Raw genomic sequence first — 17,256 nt, forward strand, 5'->3', positions numbered from 1 at the left:
CATGAACTCACGTCGTCAATGCCTCCTTGCGGGCGCCGCAACATTCGGGTTGGCCGCTTGTCCCGCGATCGTCCGTGCCGGTCAGGCGTCTGCCCGCGTCGTCATCATCGGCGGTGGTGTTGGAGGGGCCACCGCCGCCAAGTACCTGAAAATGACCGATCCTCGCCTGCAGGTCACGGTGATCGAAAAGAACCCGGTCTACATCCGCCCCTACGGCTCGAGCGAAGTGCTCAACCAACATGTCAGCATGCAGGCGCTCGAGGTGCGCTACGACACCCTGCAGCAAAAATATGGCGTGGCGTTCGCGTTCGATACCGCCAAGGGCATCGATCCGGTCAACAAAACCATCACCACCGCCAGTGGCAAGGTGCTGACCTACGACAAGCTCATCGTCTCGCCCGGCATCAAGTTGCGCTACGACAGCTTGCCCGGCTACAGCGAGCAGATCGCCGAGACTCAGGTACCCAGCGGCTGGATCGCCGGGCCGCAGACCGCGCTGCTGGCCCGGCAATTGCAAAGCATGCGCGAAGGCGGCACCTTCGTGCTGGCGGCACCGCCCAACCCCTACCGCTGCCCGCCCGGGCCGTACGAGCGCGCCGCACTGATGACAGAGTGGTTTGCCCGGCACAACCCGCGTGCCAAGGTCATCATCGCCGACCCGAAGGACAGCTTTGTCACCGACGAGACCGCCATGCTCGGCTGGAACCGACTCTACGGTTTCCAGCCCCCGGCCGAATACCGCAGCAAGATCAAGGCCGAACTGCTGCCGGCGAGCAAGCCCTGCGCGCTGGAGTGGATTCAAGCCAAGACCGGCGGCACACCCCAGCGCCTAGATGCCAAGACCATGACCCTTCACACCGCGGGCGGTGCGATCAAGGCCGATGTGATCAACGTCATTCCGGCCATGGTCGCCGGGCAGATCGCCTTCGACTTCGGCCTGACCAACGACAGCGGGTTCTGCCCGGTGCACCGCACCACGTTCGAATCGACCATGCACAAGGACGTGCACGTCATCGGCGATGCCAGCATCGCCGATGACGTGCCCAAGTCCGGCTTTTCCGCCAACACCCAGGCCAAGTGGGTTGCCCGGGTCATCACCGATCAGCTTGCGGGCCGCGATCCCGGCACCCCGGTGTGGGAGAACACCTGCTACGCCCTGGCCGGCAAGGACTACGGCCTGTTCGTCGCTGACGTGTTCAAGATCAAGGAGGACGGCAAGATCGGCCGGGTCAACAAGGCGCGCTATCTGCCGTTCGATGCAACCCCGGCGCAAATCCGTCTGTCCGCCGTCTATCAGCAGGCCTGGATCAAGGCCTTCACTCAGGACATCTTCGCATGAGCACCGCTTCCCTTTCCAGTGCATGGCACGCCCTCGCGCTGGTCGCCACGCTGACCACGGGCATCGCTTTGGCGACCACCGCGCACGCCAGCGAACACGCCGCGCTCTCCGCCCAGCCATGGACTCCCGTCACCCTGCAAAATGCGCTCAAATCGTTGCCCAAGGGCAATCCCGCCGCCGGGCAGAAGCTGCACGAGACCATGATGTGCGCTTCCTGCCACGGTGCAAGCGGCCAGGCCGCAACCATGAACTGGCCCAGCCTGGCCGGACAGCACTTCGACTACACCGCAAAGACCCTGCTTGACTACCGTAGCGGACTGCGCGATGAAGACGAGCGCGCCAGACTGATGACCAGCATCGCCCGCATGATGACCCCGGAGCAGATCGCCGATCTCGCGGCGTATTACGCGAGTCTGCCGCTGCCCGTCGCCCCGCAAGCGCAAGCGACCCTCGCCGCCCCGCTGGGCGCAGCAGACGCCGAGCACGTCGAACAACTCGTGCGCAGAGGCGATCCCAGGCGCCTGATCACCGCCTGCGCTTCATGCCACGGCCTGCACGGCGAAGGCAAAGGCACAACCCCGGCGATCGCTGGCCAGACCACGGACTATTTCATCCGCACCATGCGCCTGTATCACGGAGGCGAGCGTCAGAACGATGTATACAAGGGGATGAGCCAGTTCAGCAAACGTCTGAGCGATGCCGAGATCACGCTGCTCGCACGCTATTACGCACGGCTCGGGCCAGCCCGCACCGCCAAGGCCGACTGAGGCCGGGGATTGAGGACGCACGCCGCAGATTCACTCACTGTGCGTGCGCCCCGCGCAAGGCCGCCTCGCGCGCCTTGGCGATCGCCTCGGCGGTGCGCTGGTAGATCTCGGGGTGCGGCTTGCCCAGCCGCAGCGCGACCTCGATCGCCCCTTGCGCGGCGTGCCAGTCGCCTGCGGAGAGCAGCGCCTGCGCCAGATTGTTCATCGGGTCACCATCTTCCGGGTTGAGCCGCGCAGCCTCGGCAAAGCGAATCGACGCCTGCACATAGTCTTGCCGGGCGTACGCCAGATTGCCGAGCCCCATCCGCGCCAGCCAGGACTGCGGCCAGCGCGACAGCGCCGCCTCATATGCGGCCCGTGCCGCATCCGGAGCGACATTCTCCATCGGCGCCACCGCGTGGATATACCGATCCTCGGAGACATCGGGTGCAAACTGCCCTGGCCGCAGGGTGACGAAGGCCCAGCGTCCTGCAGCGGCCCATGAGCGATCAAACTGCCCGATCGACAGCTGCAAGTCGCTTGCGGTGCTCGAGCGCAGGGTGACGCTGTCGGCCTGCAGGTCATACCCCACCAGCACCGCGTAGTGCCAGTCCCGCGCCCCCAGCCCCACCTTCTGCAACACCACCACCGGAATGCCCGCGGCAACCTGGGCGAACAGCACGCCCAGCCGAGGCGGAAGCACTACCGCGAGCCGTCCTGCTCGGCGGGACGCGCCGAGCAGATCGAACTGCAGACTGCCTTCCAGCGCCGGGGTGAACACCTGCGGAATCAGCTGCTGCGGCGAGGTCTGCGCGCCGCTGAACACCAACACGGAGGCCAGCGACGCCGGCCCGCAGTAATGGCTGTCGTCTGGGAAGAACGGCACGCCGCTCACCTGCGCAGCTGATGGCAGGCCGGCCGGCGCATCGAGCAGCCGGCCATTCTGGAACTGCGGGGAAGATGTTACCAGCAAGCCAGGCGGCAGCGCGGTACATCCCCCCAGCGCCAGGCTGGACACCAGCGCCAGACAGATCGCCCGTCGCCTGCCGGCTCCGGTCATGCGCGCACCCTCCACGCGGGCGCTCGGTAACGCCGCGGAGCACAGGCCAGCGCGGGCGTCTGCGCCGCAAACCACCTCCAGTTGCCGCAGGGTGTCACAACGCCAGCACCACCAGAATCGCCACCAGCAGAATGATCACCATTTCCTGGAAACCCAGCGCGCCGGCTGCAGGCATACTGTCGATCCTGCTGGCCAATTGGGCCACCTCGGCGTCGCTAAGCGCGGCAAGCCGCTGTTGCGTGATCTCCTGGTTCAAGCCCATCTGCTCCAGCTTGGCGCGCACATCGGCGCGGGCCATGAATTGATCGAGCGTCTGCCGGTCCTTGGCCAGCGTGGCGGCGTCCGGCGTGGTTTGCGACTGGGTGAGCTGTTGCGTGCCGATCAGCTCCGCGCGTGCAGCGGGTGCCGCAACCATCAGGCTCAGCCCCAGGGCGCACACCAGGAATTGACGGGAAATTCGGGAAGAATGCATCGCCATGTCCTTTCAGAAAGAGGAAATTGCCCACCTTTACCCCCTGAAAGCGGGCAAAGTAGGCGTGTGCATCGCAGTTTAAGGCAACAGTGAACAAGTCCCATGCGCCCCCATCGCAGCGACGGACTCCGTATTGTCTCGAGACAAAGCATCGCGCTCATCCTCCCAGGGCGATGAGCACACCGACGACCAGCAGAAAGATCGCGAACACCCGCTTGAGCGACTTGCCCGAAATGCGGTGCGCGACCTGCACGCCGTACGGCGCAAACACCATCGAGGCCACTGCAGTGGCCGCCGCCGCGGGCAGGAACACATAACCGAGCGTTCCCGTCGGCAGTGGGTGCGCCGGCGGATGCACCGACAGCATGTAACTGAGCGCGCTGGACACGGCAATGGCCAGGCCGCACACCGTGCTGGTCGCCACAGCCTTGACCGGCTTGACCCCCAGCGCAACGAGCAGCGGCACGGTCATCGATCCGCCCCCGATGCCAACGATCGCCGATACCGCCCCGATGCCCACGCCAGAAGGAAACAGCCAAGGCGATCGCGGCACGTGCTCTTGACCCACGGCGGACTGACGGCCCTTACCCATTGCCATCTGCACTGCCATCAGCGCGCAGAATGCCGCGATCACATAGCGCAGCGCCTGGCCGCTGAGCATCTGCGCCAGATGCGCCCCGGCAAAGCCGCCCAGCACCATACCCGGCGCCAGCCAGCGCCAGCTTGGCCACAGCACCCCACCGCGACGGATGTGCGCAGTGGCCGAGGAGATGAAGGTCAGCACGATGCTGGCCATCGAGGTCGCGACCGAGACATGCATCACCTCGTCCGCAGGAATGCCCAGCGCCGGCAAGGCAAAGCTCAACGCCGCCACCAGCAGCAAACCGCCACCGATTCCAAGTAGACCACCGAGAAACCCGGCCGATGATCCGGCAAGCAGAAAAATCGTCAGCGAAAACAAAATGTCGGCGATGTTGGTCATGAGGAAGGGGCGATTGGGCGCTTCGGGCTGGCCTTCGAAAGATACCGAATGATGGCACTTCCTGCCTGCGCGGGTGCCTGTGCAGACATCCCTCGGGCCTTGTTCTAACGGGCCGAGAGGTGCGTCCGCCCTGCTCGGGTCGGTCCGACTTCAGCCGGACTTGAGACGACACATCGCCGCCGGCGAAAACAAAAAAGCCCGCAGGCTGGACGACCTGCGGGCTGGTATGGAGGCAGCGCCGATCAGTTCTTGCGCTCGGGATGCAGCAGTCGCTCCATGCCGATGAGCTTCATCATGTACTTTTCGTAGATCGGCTCGGAGTTGCCCTTCTTCATCTTGCGGATGAAATATTTTTCGAACGCGATCTTGGCCAGGTGCACCCACTTGCCTTCGCCGAACCAGTTGACGTTGCGCGGCGGAATTTGCGGAATGGCCACGAAGGCCGCACCGGTATTGCCGAAGTCGGCCAGGCAGATCGCCTGCCAAGTGCCGCGGTGAGTCGGCTGCTTGCCTGCGAGCTCCTCCTCGATGTTGTGCACGATCGCGGTGACCATCGACTCGATCATGTAACCGGTCTTGGGCACACCGCAAGGCACCGGCGTAGGCCCGACCGGGGGAATCGCGATGCACACCCCGGCGGAATAGATATTCTTGAACTTCGGGCTGCGCTGATGCTGATCGACGATGACAAAGCCCCGCGGGTTGCATAGGCCTTCGACCGCGGCGACCGCATCGACGCCCTTGAACGCCGGCAGCATCATGGAATGTTTGAAAGGCAGTTCATGCTGCTTGACCAGGTTGCCGTGCATATCGAGTTCGTCGACGAACATCTTGCCGTCCTCGACCTTGGTGGTCTTGGCGTTCGTGATCCACCGGATGTCGTGATCGCGGAAGGCGTGCTCCATCACGCCCTTGGAGTCACCCACGCCATCGAGCCCGAGGTGCCCGATATAGGGCTCGGCGGTGACATAGGTGATGGGCACCCGGTTGCGGATCTTTTTCTTGCGCAGCGCAGTGTCGAGCACCATCGTGTACTCGTATGCCGGGCCAAAGCAGCTTGCCCCGGGCATGGCACCGATGATCACCGGCCCCGGATCGGCCACCAGCTTTTCATAGTCGGCGTAGCACTTTTCGGCATGGTCGATGGTGCAAATGGAGTTGGTGTATCCCCCGTGCGGGCCGGAACCCGGCACCTCTTCGAAAGACAGCTTGGGCCCGGTGGTGATGACCAAAAAGTCGTAATTCACCTTGCTGCCGTCCTGCAGCGTCAGGGCATTGCTTTCGGGTTCGATCTTGGTCACGGCTTTGGCAATGAAGTCGATGCCTTTGCGTTCCAGATAGGGCTTGATCGGGAAGATCACCTCGTCACGACTGCGCCAGCCCACAGCCACCCAGGGATTGGACGGCACGAACTGGAAGTAATCGACAGAGTTGATGACCGTGATCTTGTGCGATTTGCCAAGCGCTTCACGCAACTCGTATGCGGCCGGCATGCCGCCGATACCCGCTCCCAAAACAACAATGTGTGCCATACCCTGGTCTCCAGATGTGCAAGTCAATTCCCGAATGCGCTCGGGCCGCGGTCAACGAGCCTGCGCTTTACCCCGTGGGCAGCAGGCATCCGTTGCAAGCGGCGGCGATGTGTCCTGCGCAAAGGGGTGCAGCGAGGGCGCCCGGATGCGGCTGCAGCCAACTGCCCCATGACACATCCACGACGCGTTGTAATTCAAGCATATCTAGCATCCCTGTAGATCTCGGGGATACCCGTCAACCGCCCCGACAGACCTTGATAAAACGCAAATTCCGAAGAGTTACATCGGTGTTAGTCCTAGTCTGGAAAAACCCTAATACTCCCGGAAGCATTGTGAAAACCTTCCTATACTTTGACGGCAGACAAGTTGTTGGTCACCCGATCAACGCTGCTGGCGCACTCGAACCAGTCGCCGCAACACCACCTGGAGGATGCCAAGACATGCGTAATACACCTCGTCCACTCTGGAACCCCTATGTCGCCGGGGTCGTGCTGGGTTTGGGCCTACTGGCCACATTCCTGGTCACCGGCAACGGCTACGGCGTGACTGGGGCCACCACCCTGGTGACCGCGACAGTTGCCGGCAAGATCGATCCCAACATCGTTGCCCCGCATACCTATCTGCACAACCTGTATGAAGTCGGCCTCAACCGCTGGATCGTCTGGGAAGTCGTTGGGCTGGCCATTGGCGCGCTAATCGGCAGTGTGCTGGCTGGTCGGTTCAAGTGGCAGATCGATGGCCCCACGCAGGCAGGCCGCACCTTGCGCCTCGTGCTTGCCTTGATCGGCGGCATCGTTGCCGGATTCGGCGCGCGCATGGCGCTGGGCTGCACCAGCGGCATGGGTCTGTCGGGCTCTGCCACTCTGGCCGCTGCGGGCTTTCTGTTTCTGATCGGATTTTTTGTCGCCGGCGCGGTATTCGGCCAACTGACCAAAGGACTCTGGAAATGAACTTCCCTCTCGGATACACCGGCCCGGTATCGGGCATCCTCCTAGGCATCCTTTTCGGCTACGTCCTGGAAAACGCCGGTTTCGGTAGTGGCTGCAAGCTCACCGCGCAACTGCGGTTCAAGGACTGGGCCGTGTTCAAGGTTATGTTCACTGCCATCCTGGTGTCGGCAGGAGGCCTGTACCTGCTGCAGGGCCTCGGCCTGGTTTCACTCGACAATATGTTCGTGCCCTCGGTCATGCTGTGGGGCACCACACTGGGTGGCGTGGGTATCGGCATCGGCATGGCAGTTGGTGGCTACTGCCCCGGCACCTCGCTCGTGGCCTTCATGTCAGGCAAGATCGACGGCCTGCTATTCCTGCTGGGCATCGGCATCGGCACGCTGGGCTTCAACTCGGTGTTCAGCTCCATCGAGGGGTGGGTCTGGAAGCAGACCGGGCCGGACGGCCTGACCCTGCCGCAACTGCTACACATGCCCGCATGGGCGGTGTGGGGCCTGCTGTTTGCAGTGCTGGTGATCGTCGGTTACCTCACTCGCAGCAACGCCGCAGCGCGAAAGGCGCCTGGCCAGCACACTGCCGGATCTCTCGCGGCGCAAAACGGGTAAATTGTTTCGCGCTGTCAGCGCGCAGTCCTGTTCGATCGTTATTTGCGAACAGGGCTGCGGCTTGCAGTTCTGCAAATTCAAACCTCATCTGAGTTGTTCAACCACTGATCAGGAGTTCCACATGGCTCAAGCCCGTATCAAACTCTCCCAAGCCCTCCCCGCACTGGCGCTCGCCGCTGCGGTAGTCGCGCCGATGCCGCAGGCTCTGTCCAGCTTGTCGGCCACTGGCGTTGCCCACGCCGCGAGCAACCCCTGCGCGCCGTCCAAGGGTAGCAACCCCTGCGCGCCGTCCAAGAAAATGGACAAAAAGATGGAAAAGAAGGGCAGCAACCCCTGCGCGCCGTCCAAAGGCAGCAATCCTTGCGCCCCGTCCAAGTAAGCTGACCTGAACCCATGGCGCAGTGCGTGCTGCGCCATGCGCACCATGATCCAGTCCTCTTCCCTGTTGTCCGGCCATGCACCCTCAGGTCATCGCTTCACCGTCGATCTGCTGCGCAAACTGGCCCCGCAAGAGCGAAGCGATCTGTACGCCGCCGGGCTCGAAGCGATCGAATCCACCCAGTCTTTTCTCAAGCAGGGCAAGACCGTGGTCTCGGAATTGATTGGACCCGCCGCCTTCGTGGAGTGGGAACATTATCCGCAAGGCGATGCCAAAAGCCGCTCGGGCGCATCGTTTTACTACCACGCGCATGCTGCATCCCAGCGAATGCGCGGAGAACATGGCCATTTCCACGTGTTCGCGCCGAATGCGCGGACGCAGTGCCCCCCTGACCAGCGATACACCCATCTCGCCGGATTGTCGCTCGACGCCCGCGGCATGCCGTTGCGGGTGTTCACGACCAACCAGTGGGTCACGGCCGAGTGCTGGGAAAATGCGGAAAAAGTCTGTGCGCTGGCTCGCCGCACCACACTTGCCGATGCCAAGCCGCACCGGGTGGGAAAGTGGCTGGATGCCGTGTTCGCATTTTTCCGTCCGCAGATCGACCTGATTGCGCAGCTGCGCGACGCGCGGGTCGCGGCTCTGCAGGAACGCGGGCGCCGTGGCTTGTTCGAAGACCGGCGAACGCATATTCTGAGTCAATGTCGTATTGATTTTTCGACGCAAATCCTTGCGTTGGAAGAGTTGGGTGTGCAAGCACCCTGAACCGAGCCGGGCGGGTACACGCCCTGAAAATGCAGTTCCACCATTCCAAACGAGGAGCCCACATGAAACTCAAACATCTGATCGGCATGACCATCATCGCCGTGGCCGCAGCACACACCGCCGGGGCCGCCACCCTGCCCGGCCCGCTGGTCACGCCGCAATGGCTCAACGAGCACAAGAACGAGGTCGTCATCGTCGATATCCGCGATGAGCCCAAGACCCTCACCGAGGAGCCCAAGTTCGAGGTCGACAAAAAGACCAACAAGAAGGATCTGGTCAAGGTCGGTGGCTACATTCCCGGCACCACCGTGTTCGTCGATTTCGGCAAGATCCGCGAGGACAAGGTCGTCAACGGCGTGAAGATCAAGGCCCAGTTGCCCAGCGCCGACTTTTTCACCAAGGCCATGGACAACGCGGGTTTGAACAAGATCGACAAGCCTGTGGTCATCGTGCCCGAGGGCAACAGCGTGGACTCGATGGACATGGCCACCCGGCTGTATTTCCAGCTGCGTTACTTTGGCGAGCCGCGTGACAAGCTGGCGATCCTCAATGGCGGTGTGGCGGCCTGGCTGCAGGCTGGCTTGCCCGTGTCGACCGACAAGCCGGCTCCGGCCAAGGGGAACTGGGTTGCCGGACCCGAAGACAAGGCCATCCTGGCCAGCCTGGAGCAAGTGAAGGAGGGTCTGCAAGGCGGCAAGGAGCAGTTCATCGATGCCCGTCCGACCGCGCAATTCCTCGGCATCGTGAAAAAACCGGTCAACAAGACCGCGGGCCATCTGCCGGGCGCACGATCCTTCCCGACCGATGCCATCGTCAAGCCGGTGGGTCTGGCGCATGAGTTCATGAGCGCAGAGGACTACAAGAAGATCTACGCCGAGTTCAATATCCAGCCCGACGCGCCGACCGTGACCTACTGCAACACCGGCCACCTGGCGTCCGGCGCATGGTTCGTGACCCATGAAATCCTGGGTAACAAGAACTCCAAGCTCTACGCCGGCTCGATGATCGAGTGGACCAACCTTGGCAATCCAACCGTCGGTCTGCCGCAGTAAATTTCCGCTCAGCCGCGCTCGCGGCATCCTACAAAACGCCCGGGCCTCCCGGGCGTTTTGTTTTCCCCCGCATTCGGGTGGGTGATGCAACCGATTTGCCCCTCAACCGGCAATTCACCCATTTCCCCACGGCAAAGCCGTGAGATAGTTCACAGCCAGTTGCACGAGAACCCGATCAAATGAGGGCTTGTGCCGTCGGTAGCAGGCTTCCACAATTCAGTGGCGATTTCATTCCTCCACCTTCACCACCGAGGTCAATCATGTCCGTGCGCAATCCCCGTTTCAGTCTCTGGCGTGTGATCGGGGCATCCGCCGTGGCCCTGTCGTTGGGCGCTTGCGCTGTCAACAACTATCCGCCAGCTCCGGACAAGATCAACCAGGAGGCATATCACTACAAGGTGGGCGCGGGCGACACACTGAACGTCAATGTCTGGCGCAATCCCGATCTGTCGATGACCATCCAGGTCCGTCCGGACGGAAAAATCTCCACCCCGCTCGCCCCGGATGTCCAGGCCGCCGGACGTACGCCTGGCGAGATCGCCAGGGAAATCGAGACCCGACTGTCCAAGTACGTGCGCGACCCGGTGGTGTCGGTGGTGGTGACCGGTTTCCATGGCCCGTACAACCAGCAGATCCGCATCGTCGGTCAGGCGGTCCGCCCGACGGCCATTCCCTACCGCGAGAACATGACCCTGCTTGATGTGATGATTGCCGCGGGCGGGCTCACCGAATTCGCCGACGGCAATGCAGCGATCCTGGAGCGCCACGGCAAGACCTACAGCATCCGGCTGGGCGATCTGCTCAAGCGCGGTCAGATGTCGGCGAATGTGCCGGTCGAGCCGGGTGACGTGATCATCATTCCGCAAAGCATGTTCTGACGCCTCGCCCCCTCACCTGCCCCACCATGCAGACCACACGCCGCTATTGCCTTTCTGCGCTGACCCCGCTGGCCCTGTGTCTTCTGCAGGCGGGGGCGGCCTTTGGTCAGACCATCCCGGGGCTGAATGCGCAGATGCCGGGCGGTCTCGGTGTGCCGCAGCAGCCGGCGGCCGCAGACACCCTGGGTAACGGACTTTTGGCCCCGCTGCCCGCGGCAAGTGGTGCGGCCGTGCCGCGAGGCAATTTTGTCCAGCCCTCGCTGGGGCTGTCGGTGGTACAGACCAGCAACGCGTACTTCGGCACGAGCACTCCGGCGCGTTCCGACACCATCCTCAGCATCTCCCCGGGCATTGCGTTTCAGACCGAGGGACCGGACTTGCGCACCTTCGGCAATTTCGTGCTCAACGCCCAGTATTACGCGCGGGGCTCATACAGCAATACCGTGCTGCCCTCGGGCGTCCTGGGCTTGAGCGCGCGTCTGATCGACCAGTGGCTGTATCTCGATGCAGGAATCACATCGCAGCAGAACGCGCTGCTGACCATCCCCTCGCAGGGCACGGGAACGGCCACCTACACCACGACCCAATATCGCATCAGCCCCTACATCGATCACCGCTTCAGTGACGACCTGCGGCTGCGCGCCCGCAGCGACAACACCTGGACGCACATCAGCGGCAACCAGACTGGTCAGCCGTTGAACAACGGGCGCTACAGCGTGCAGTCGGTGCGTCTGGACCGGCGTCCGACGCCGTTCGGCTGGGCAGTGGACGCCAAGCAGGAAGAAACGGTCTACACCGATGCCGGCTCGCTCACCGTGCGCGACGACATCGTCCGCGCCCGCGCACTGTATGCCTTCACGCCACACCTTGAGGCGGGGCTGATCGGCGGTCGCGAGCATTACGCCACCGCCTATGCCAGCCTCAGTCATAGCATCTACGGCGCTCAGCTCGCCTGGCGGCCCAATGTCTTCACCCGGGTCGACGGCGTGATCGAGCGGCGTTTTTTCGGCACCGGATGGAATCTGAGCGCCTCGCAGCAAATCCAGCGGCTCAGTCTGCGGCTGAACTGGATCCGCGGGCCCTCGACCTTCTTCGCCGGGCTGCAGACCATTCCGTCCGGAGTTAGTCTGTCCACGCTGCTCGACGGCATGCTCGCGTCGCAATACCCCGACCCGACCACCCGCGCCCGTGCTGTGCAGAACCTGCTGGCGGTCAGCGGCCTGCCGTCGACGCTGCCCAACGCCATCAACTACTACACCCAGTCGGCCACGCTGCAAGATGCACTGACCGCCACCGCCGTGCTGCTGGTCGAGCGCAACAGCTACTCCGCGTCGATGTTCCATACCCGCACCAGCGATCTGCTGCTGCCGGGCACGCCGCCGCTGAGCAGTCTGCTGCTGGCCTCGGCCGATTATGTGCAAAACGGGATCGGCCTGAGCTATGGCCGGCGACTGACCCCGGTGATGAGCCTGAATCTGGGCGTGCTGCATGCATTGACCACCGGTTTTGGCCTGAACCAGGGTGTCAGTACGCGCCAGACCACCTTGATCGTGCAGCTCAACCGCCAGCTTTCGCCGCAGACCATTGTGGTGGTCGGTGTGCGTCGGCAGCTGCTCGACACCGCCAACACCGGCATTCTCAGCGCCAACGAATCGGCGATCTACGCAGGGCTGACACACCAGTTCTGAATTCCAGCCCATGTACGCTGTGCATTTCGGCCTGAGCGCCCCGCCATTTCAGCTCAACCCCGATCCGAGCTTTCTTTATGAGAGCAAGGGTCACAACTCGGCGCACCAGTACCTGCGTTTCGGCGCGATGCAGGCAGAGGGGTTCATCATCGTCACCGGCGAAATCGGCGCGGGCAAGACCACGCTGGTGCGGGCGCTGCTGGCCGAACTGGACCCGACCAAGGTGGCCGCGGCGCAGATCGTCAGCACCCAGCTGGAAGCCGACGACCTGCTGCGCGCCGTGGCAAGTGCCTTCGGCGTGCCATCGAAAAACGCCTCCAAGGCCGAGCTGCTGGCTGCACTGGAAGCGCACTTCACTACCCTGATGCTGCAGAACCGGCGGGCGCTGCTGGTCATCGACGAGGCGCAGAACCTCAACGCCGCGGCGATCGAGGAACTGCGGATGCTGTCCAACTTCCAGTACGGCAACCGCGCGCTGCTGCAGAGTTATCTGGTCGGGCAGCCGGAGCTGCGCGAGGTGCTGCGTGCGCCCAACCTCGAACAGCTGCGCCAGCGCATCATCGCCAGCTGCCACATCGGCCCGATGGACGCCGATGAAACCCGCGCCTACATCCTTCACCGTCTCAAGCGCGTGGGCTGGAGCGGTCGGCCGCAGTTCGATGATGCTGCTTTCGATGCAGTTCATGCCTGGACCGGCGGCTTGCCGCGGCGCATCAATATGCTGTGTAACCGGCTGCTGCTGTCCTCCTTTCTTGACGACGCCGAACAGATCGACACCGCGCGGGTCGAGCAGGTCGCGCGCGAAATCCGCGAGGAAATCGGCGGGCTGCTGCATCCGGTCGACCCTGCACCGGCGCCAACGATCACCGCTGCGGTCGCCGCACCGGCACGGCCTTCGCTGCAACCCAACCGGACGGAACGCCCCGCGCCGCTGTCCGCTGAGCGCAAGCTCAGCGCGACGCTCCTGCGCGCCCCTGCCCCGCCCAGACAGGGCGAACCTGGGCCGCTGCTGTGCATCGCACAGGACGACGAAGATCGCATCGCGCTGCAGCCGTTGATGCGCAAGATGAAAGCCCGCGCCGGGCTACCGCTTCCGCTGCTGGTGGGAATCGACCCGGCGCCCTTGTCCGCCACCGACCCGGCTCTGGCCGACATCGACCTGGCGCTGCACCCCGACGCGCCGCAGACGCCGACCGGGCTGGCCGCTTGGGTCGACCGGCTCGATCAGATCGTCGCCAGCTACCACCCAGCTGCGGTGCTGACCTTTTCGCACGGCGACGCCGCGCTAGCCGCCGCGCTGGTGGCCAAGCGGCAGGGTCGCTGGCACGCGCACATCGAGTCGGGTCTGCGCCACGGCCAGCGCACCGATCCGCAGGAGATCGACCGCATCCTCATCGACCAGCTGGCCGACCTGCACCTGGCGATCGATGCCGATTGCGCCGCACCACTCACCCGCGACGGGATCCCCGCCGAGACGATCCGCGTGGTTGGCAATCTGCGCACCGACGCGCTGATCCAGGCGCTGCACGACCTTGCCGATCCGCTGACCTTCGCATCCGACATCGGCGTGCCTAGCAGCCACTTGACAGGCGCTCAGGGCTACGCGCTGCTGTCGCTACAGGATGCCCGGTGGGCGGATCACCGCGAATCGATGATTGACATGTTGGCCAATGCCAAGCGGCTCAGCCACATCCTGCCGGTGATCTGGCCGATGCAGGACATCGTTCATCGCCGCATGCTCCAGTTCGGGTTGAGCGATGCACTGCGTGGCGCGCGCGTGGCCTGTGTGCCCGAGCTCACCTACGGGCAGACTCTGGCCTTACTCAAGTCGGCCACCTGCCTGCTGACCGATCGGCCCAACCTGCAGGATGCCAGCACCTATCTGGGCGTTGCCTGCTTGACGCTGAGCGATCACTGTGGCCGCCCACAGACTCTGCGCGGCAACGGCAATCATCTGGTGGGCCGCGACTTCCGCCGCATCTTCCAGGCCATGGGCGACATTCTCGACGGCGAGTGGCGGCTCCCGCGCAACCCGCTGGGCTGCGACGGCCGGGCTGCCGAACGCATCGCCCAGGCGCTGGAAACCTGGCTGATGACCGAATGGGAAAACCAGGTTCTCGAAACCCTCGAGGTGCAGGCATGACCACGCATCTCCTGCGCCTGGCCGACCGCACGCAAGGTGGGCAGCGCGCGCCCATCTTGTTCACCGACTGCAAGGCTCTGCCATGAACGATCTGCTCCGCCCTTTGTTCAACCTCCTGCCCGGCATGTGGGACAGGCGCTGGGTCGGCCTGCTCACTGCCTGGGTCGTCCTCGTCCTGGGCGGTGTGGGCGTGGCCCTGTTCCACGAACGCTACATGGCCTCGGCACGGGTGTTCGTCGATACGCAAACCCTGCTCAAACCCCTGATGCAGGGCCTGACCGTACAGCCCAATATCGACGAACAGGTACAGATGGTCGCACGCACCCTGCTGTCGCGCCCTAATCTGGAACGACTGGTGCGTGAAAACAAGCTCGCCCCCGACGACGGCCGACCCGATGCGATGAACCGCGCGGTCGACCAGCTCTACAAGAGCCTGAAGCTCGACATCAACGCCCGGGAAAATCTCTACGGCGTCAGCTATGCGAATGCCGACCCCAGGGTCGCGCTGAACGTGGTGCGCGATCTGGTCAACATGTTCCTCACCTCCGGCATCGGCGGCAAGCAGCAGGACACGCGGCAGGCGCTGCAGTTCCTCGATGCACAGGTGGCCGATTACGCACGGCAGCTCAATGCCGCCGAGCAAAAGCTCAAGGACTTCAAGACCGCGCACCCGGGTTACGCCGGTCCAGCCAACATCGACTACTACACCCGGGTCAACCAGGCCTCAGACCAACTCTCGCAACTGCAGGGCCAGCTCAGCGCCGCGATCGCCGCGCGCAACGCCATCGCCGGACAGATGCGCAGCGAACCGCCGACCATCACGGTCACCTCGCCCTATCCCGGTACAGCGGCAGTCACCCCATCGGGCCAGACCATCCCGACCGACGTGCTCGACATCGATCGTCAGATCCAGACCCAGCGCAACCGGCTGGACGAACTGCTGCAGCGCTACACCAATGAATATCCGGACGTCATCGCCACGCGCCAGACCCTGGTCCGGCTGGAAGCCGAGAAAAAGGCCAGACTGAAGGCCGCCGCCGAGCAGCCGGCCGCCGCCACGACTGCAGCCGCGCCGAATATGCTCAGCACGGCCAACCCCGCATATCAGCAACTGCGGGTGCAGGTCGCGCAGGCCGATGCCAATGTGGCATCGCTGCAGGCCCAGGTCGCCGAGGCGCAGACCCGGCTAAACCAGCTGCGCGGCCAGGCCGGCCAGATGCCCGCGCTCGACCAGCAATACGCCAGCTTGATGCGCGGCTATGACATCATCCGCAAGAGCTATGACGACCTGGTCGCCCGCCGCCAGGCCGCCGGGCTCACGCAGAGCGTGGACGCCACCTCGCAGCTGGCGGTGTTTCGCGTGGTCGATCCGCCGCGGGTCGAGCAGCATCCGCTGTTTCCGAGCAAACCTATGCTCATCGCCATGCTGGTGTTTTTCGCCCTGGCCTGCGGCGTGGCCGCCAGCTTCGTGGTGTCCCAGCTCATGCCGACCTTCCACAGCCCGCGCCACCTACGCGAGAGCATCGATCGGCCGGTGCTGGGCAGCGTCTCGCTGCTGAACCTGCCCGACGTGCTGGCGCAGCACCGCAAAGACAGTCTCCACCTGGGACTGGGCATTGCCGGCATCGTCGCCATCGGACTCCTTTGGGCGGTCTGGTCGCATTTCAGCCGGGTGGGCGGCGTCTGAGGACACATCATGAGCACCATCGAACAAGCGGTCAAACGTCTCGAGGAACTCCGCGCCGCCGGGGTCGATCTGCCCTGGGCCGCCAGCCCACAAACCGAGCCCGCAGCCCCGGCGTCTGCGCCGCCGGGCAGTGTGCATCCCCTGCCCACGGCGGCCAAGCCAGCCGAGGAGGCGTTGGCGCGCCCGCAGGACATGGGCACACGCTCGCGGCAGGTCGACATCGACCTGAATGCGCTCGCCGCACAGGGTTACATCGTGCCGCACGCCACCCGCTCGCTGCTGGTCGATGAATTCCGAGTCATCAAGCGCCCGCTGCTGAACAACATCACCGGCGCGGCGGCGGGCAAGATCGACCGACCTAACCTCATCATGGTCACCAGCTCGCTGCCCGGAGAGGGTAAAACCTTTGTGGCGGTCAACCTGGCGATGAGCATCGCCACCGAACTCAACCACACCGTGCTGCTGGTCGATGCAGATCCGTCGCGCAGCGCGCTGCCAGGACGCCTGGGAATCGCTCCGGCGCAGGGTTTGCTTGACAAGCTGCTGCACCCCGAACTCGACCTGGCCGATCTGATCCTCGCCACCAACATTCCCAAGCTGGCCGTGCTGCCCGTAGGCACGCCCAGCGCGCAGGCCACCGAGCTGTTCGCCAGTGCCACCATGGATCTGCTGCTCGAGGAGATGGTGCACCGCTACCGCGACCGGGTCATCATCCTGGATGCCCCGCCGCTGCTGCCCTCGGCCGAGGCGCGTGCCTTGTCACAGCATGCGGGGCAGATTCTGTTCGTCGTGCAGGCAGGACGCACGCATCAGGGCACGGTGCAGCAGTCGCTGGGCATCCTGCAGGATCACCCGTTGGTCTACACCCTGCTCAACCAGAGCCGCGGCCCCAAGGCCGGCTCACCCTACGGCTACTACGCCTACTAGGGCCTGTTAACGCGATTGATGCACCCGCGCCGGGCTGCGGGATGGGATGCA

16 protein-coding genes are annotated in these 17,256 nt (G+C 64.0%); 12 read left to right on the plus strand and 4 right to left on the minus strand.

The window, feature by feature from the left end; genetic code table 11:
* The first annotated feature begins 1 nt into the window (after position 1).
* Both ACZ47F_RS12890 and ACZ47F_RS12895 read left to right on the plus strand, forming a co-directional pair.
* Positions 2-1,339 carry an FCSD flavin-binding domain-containing protein gene (locus tag ACZ47F_RS12890; protein WP_464925085.1) on the plus strand — a complete coding sequence of 446 codons (1,338 nt, stop codon included), beginning with the start codon at positions 2-4 and terminating at the stop codon, positions 1,337-1,339.
* Positions 1,336-2,106 (plus strand): c-type cytochrome, encoded by a 771-nt coding sequence (locus ACZ47F_RS12895; protein ID WP_464925086.1) that lies wholly within the window; start codon positions 1,336-1,338, stop codon positions 2,104-2,106. The genes ACZ47F_RS12890 and ACZ47F_RS12895 overlap by 4 nt, the downstream gene beginning before the upstream one ends.
* A gap of 34 nt (positions 2,107-2,140) precedes the next feature.
* On the opposite strand, the gene ACZ47F_RS12900 is transcribed toward ACZ47F_RS12895, so the two are convergent.
* The 4 genes from ACZ47F_RS12900 to ACZ47F_RS12915 form a co-directional block, all read right to left on the minus strand.
* On the minus strand, positions 2,141-3,145 hold the full coding sequence (locus tag ACZ47F_RS12900; RefSeq protein ID WP_464925087.1) for a PA2778 family cysteine peptidase: 1,005 nt from the start codon (positions 3,143-3,145) through the stop codon (positions 2,141-2,143).
* A gap of 94 nt (positions 3,146-3,239) precedes the next feature.
* Positions 3,240-3,617, minus strand: a complete 378-nt coding sequence (locus ACZ47F_RS12905; RefSeq protein ID WP_464925088.1) for a PA2779 family protein — start codon at positions 3,615-3,617, stop codon at positions 3,240-3,242.
* Between the two features lie 157 nt (positions 3,618-3,774).
* Positions 3,775-4,599 (minus strand): sulfite exporter TauE/SafE family protein, encoded by an 825-nt coding sequence (locus ACZ47F_RS12910; RefSeq protein WP_464925089.1) that lies wholly within the window; start codon positions 4,597-4,599, stop codon positions 3,775-3,777.
* Positions 4,600-4,841: 242 nt separating this feature from the next.
* Complete coding sequence (locus ACZ47F_RS12915; RefSeq protein WP_464925090.1) at positions 4,842-6,131, minus strand: NAD(P)/FAD-dependent oxidoreductase; 1,290 nt, start codon at positions 6,129-6,131, stop codon at positions 4,842-4,844.
* A gap of 440 nt (positions 6,132-6,571) precedes the next feature.
* Between ACZ47F_RS12915 and ACZ47F_RS12920 the strand changes: the two genes are divergently transcribed.
* The 10 genes from ACZ47F_RS12920 (at position 6,572) to ACZ47F_RS12965 (ending at position 17,205) form a co-directional block, all read left to right on the plus strand.
* A complete protein-coding gene (locus ACZ47F_RS12920; RefSeq protein WP_464925091.1) occupies positions 6,572-7,081 on the plus strand; it encodes a YeeE/YedE thiosulfate transporter family protein in 510 nt (169 codons plus the stop codon).
* A complete protein-coding gene (locus tag ACZ47F_RS12925; RefSeq protein WP_464925092.1) occupies positions 7,078-7,686 on the plus strand; it encodes a YeeE/YedE thiosulfate transporter family protein in 609 nt (202 codons plus the stop codon). The genes ACZ47F_RS12920 and ACZ47F_RS12925 overlap by 4 nt, the downstream gene beginning before the upstream one ends.
* Positions 7,687-7,807: 121 nt before the next feature.
* Positions 7,808-8,065 (plus strand): hypothetical protein, encoded by a 258-nt coding sequence (locus ACZ47F_RS12930; protein ID WP_464925093.1) that lies wholly within the window; start codon positions 7,808-7,810, stop codon positions 8,063-8,065.
* A gap of 36 nt (positions 8,066-8,101) precedes the next feature.
* On the plus strand, positions 8,102-8,830 hold the full coding sequence (locus tag ACZ47F_RS12935) for a DUF6969 family protein (RefSeq protein ID WP_464925094.1): 729 nt from the start codon (positions 8,102-8,104) through the stop codon (positions 8,828-8,830).
* Between the two features lie 62 nt (positions 8,831-8,892).
* A complete protein-coding gene (locus ACZ47F_RS12940; RefSeq protein ID WP_464925095.1) occupies positions 8,893-9,882 on the plus strand; it encodes a sulfurtransferase in 990 nt (329 codons plus the stop codon).
* Between the two features lie 260 nt (positions 9,883-10,142).
* Positions 10,143-10,760: an XrtA/PEP-CTERM system exopolysaccharide export protein gene (locus ACZ47F_RS12945; protein WP_464925096.1), complete on the plus strand. Its 618-nt coding sequence runs from the start codon at positions 10,143-10,145 to the stop codon at positions 10,758-10,760.
* A gap of 26 nt (positions 10,761-10,786) precedes the next feature.
* Positions 10,787-12,448, plus strand: a complete 1,662-nt coding sequence (locus tag ACZ47F_RS12950; RefSeq protein WP_464925097.1) for a TIGR03016 family PEP-CTERM system-associated outer membrane protein — start codon at positions 10,787-10,789, stop codon at positions 12,446-12,448.
* Positions 12,449-12,458: 10 nt separating this feature from the next.
* Positions 12,459-14,591, plus strand: coding sequence for an XrtA/PEP-CTERM system-associated ATPase (locus ACZ47F_RS12955; RefSeq protein WP_464925098.1), 2,133 nt, complete (start codon positions 12,459-12,461; stop codon positions 14,589-14,591).
* An 82-nt stretch (positions 14,592-14,673) separates the two neighbouring features.
* Complete coding sequence (locus ACZ47F_RS12960) at positions 14,674-16,278, plus strand: XrtA system polysaccharide chain length determinant (protein WP_464925099.1); 1,605 nt, start codon at positions 14,674-14,676, stop codon at positions 16,276-16,278.
* A gap of 9 nt (positions 16,279-16,287) precedes the next feature.
* Positions 16,288-17,205 (plus strand): XrtA-associated tyrosine autokinase, encoded by a 918-nt coding sequence (locus ACZ47F_RS12965; protein WP_464925100.1) that lies wholly within the window; start codon positions 16,288-16,290, stop codon positions 17,203-17,205.
* Positions 17,206-17,256: the final 51 nt, after the last annotated feature.

Source organism: Thiomonas islandica, assembly GCF_055383445.1.

Bases quoted from the DNA above. Each gene is read 5' to 3' on its own strand.
- ACZ47F_RS12890 (WP_464925085.1), top strand. From the start codon at position 2: ATGAACTCACGTCGTCAATGCCTCCTTGCGGGCGCCGCAACATTCGGG.
- ACZ47F_RS12960 (WP_464925099.1), top strand. From the start codon at position 14,674: ATGAACGATCTGCTCCGCCCTTTGTTCAACCTCCTGCCCGGCATGTGG.
- ACZ47F_RS12955 (WP_464925098.1), top strand. From the start codon at position 12,459: ATGTACGCTGTGCATTTCGGCCTGAGCGCCCCGCCATTTCAGCTCAAC.
- ACZ47F_RS12915 (WP_464925090.1), bottom strand. From the start codon at position 6,131: ATGGCACACATTGTTGTTTTGGGAGCGGGTATCGGCGGCATGCCGGCC.
- ACZ47F_RS12925 (WP_464925092.1), top strand. From the start codon at position 7,078: ATGAACTTCCCTCTCGGATACACCGGCCCGGTATCGGGCATCCTCCTA.
- ACZ47F_RS12965 (WP_464925100.1), top strand. From the start codon at position 16,288: ATGAGCACCATCGAACAAGCGGTCAAACGTCTCGAGGAACTCCGCGCC.
- ACZ47F_RS12895 (WP_464925086.1), top strand. From the start codon at position 1,336: ATGAGCACCGCTTCCCTTTCCAGTGCATGGCACGCCCTCGCGCTGGTC.
- ACZ47F_RS12910 (WP_464925089.1), bottom strand. From the start codon at position 4,599: ATGACCAACATCGCCGACATTTTGTTTTCGCTGACGATTTTTCTGCTT.
- ACZ47F_RS12940 (WP_464925095.1), top strand. From the start codon at position 8,893: ATGAAACTCAAACATCTGATCGGCATGACCATCATCGCCGTGGCCGCA.
- ACZ47F_RS12930 (WP_464925093.1), top strand. From the start codon at position 7,808: ATGGCTCAAGCCCGTATCAAACTCTCCCAAGCCCTCCCCGCACTGGCG.
- ACZ47F_RS12950 (WP_464925097.1), top strand. From the start codon at position 10,787: ATGCAGACCACACGCCGCTATTGCCTTTCTGCGCTGACCCCGCTGGCC.
- ACZ47F_RS12900 (WP_464925087.1), bottom strand. From the start codon at position 3,145: ATGACCGGAGCCGGCAGGCGACGGGCGATCTGTCTGGCGCTGGTGTCC.
- ACZ47F_RS12935 (WP_464925094.1), top strand. From the start codon at position 8,102: ATGCGCACCATGATCCAGTCCTCTTCCCTGTTGTCCGGCCATGCACCC.
- ACZ47F_RS12905 (WP_464925088.1), bottom strand. From the start codon at position 3,617: ATGCATTCTTCCCGAATTTCCCGTCAATTCCTGGTGTGCGCCCTGGGG.
- ACZ47F_RS12945 (WP_464925096.1), top strand. From the start codon at position 10,143: ATGTCCGTGCGCAATCCCCGTTTCAGTCTCTGGCGTGTGATCGGGGCA.
- ACZ47F_RS12920 (WP_464925091.1), top strand. From the start codon at position 6,572: ATGCGTAATACACCTCGTCCACTCTGGAACCCCTATGTCGCCGGGGTC.